The sequence below is a fragment of the Lentilactobacillus kisonensis DSM 19906 = JCM 15041 genome (assembly GCF_001434135.1).
Taxonomy (GTDB): Bacteria; Bacillota; Bacilli; order Lactobacillales; family Lactobacillaceae; genus Lentilactobacillus; species Lentilactobacillus kisonensis.
This window is the reverse complement of the sequence record NZ_AZEB01000093.1, coordinates 1-556: the sequence shown is the minus strand read 5'-3', so window position 1 is coordinate 556 and position 556 is coordinate 1. Positions and strand designations below refer to the sequence as shown.

The window sequence follows — 556 nt, the reverse complement described above, 5'->3', positions numbered from 1 at the left end:
GAATATTCAATATTGGCATATTTAAAGTAGTCTGGTTAAACTGTTAGCACTAATGTTGCTTGGATAACCAATTATGATAAAAAATTAGTACTTTTTCCAAATATCAGTATTAGAACACCAAGAGACTAAGAATCATGTGATGAACATGACTCTTAGTCTCTGTTTTTGAAAATATAACGTTTATTGAAATATGAATGATTTTAATAAAAATGATTCTCGAATTAAGATAATCTTATTCCCGAATTGGCATCATAATAATGATATTTGCCATCATTTCCCAACGCTGACTTACCTTTAACCTGAATTCCATCAGACATAAAGCACATCTTTTTTCCTCGTATTGTTTGCTCACCAGTGACAGCGTCTCCATTATTATTAAGATATACCCATGATCCATTCGGAAGTTTGCCAAAATCATTCTTTAACATTGTTCCGTTTTTTCCTTCATAATAATTTGTTTTGCCATTGGATTCTCTTACAATGTTTCCCTTTACTTGCTTACCATCTGCGTTAAAGTAGTAGGTTTGGATTGAAGTCAATATTTGAGACAGGTTTT

General features: G+C 31.5%; 1 pseudogene. It reads right to left on the bottom strand.

Features of this window, described 5'->3' with window-relative positions:
* Positions 1-221: 221 nt before the first annotated feature.
* A pseudogene (locus FC98_RS14950) lies at positions 222-556 on the bottom strand (hypothetical protein); the annotation flags it as partial.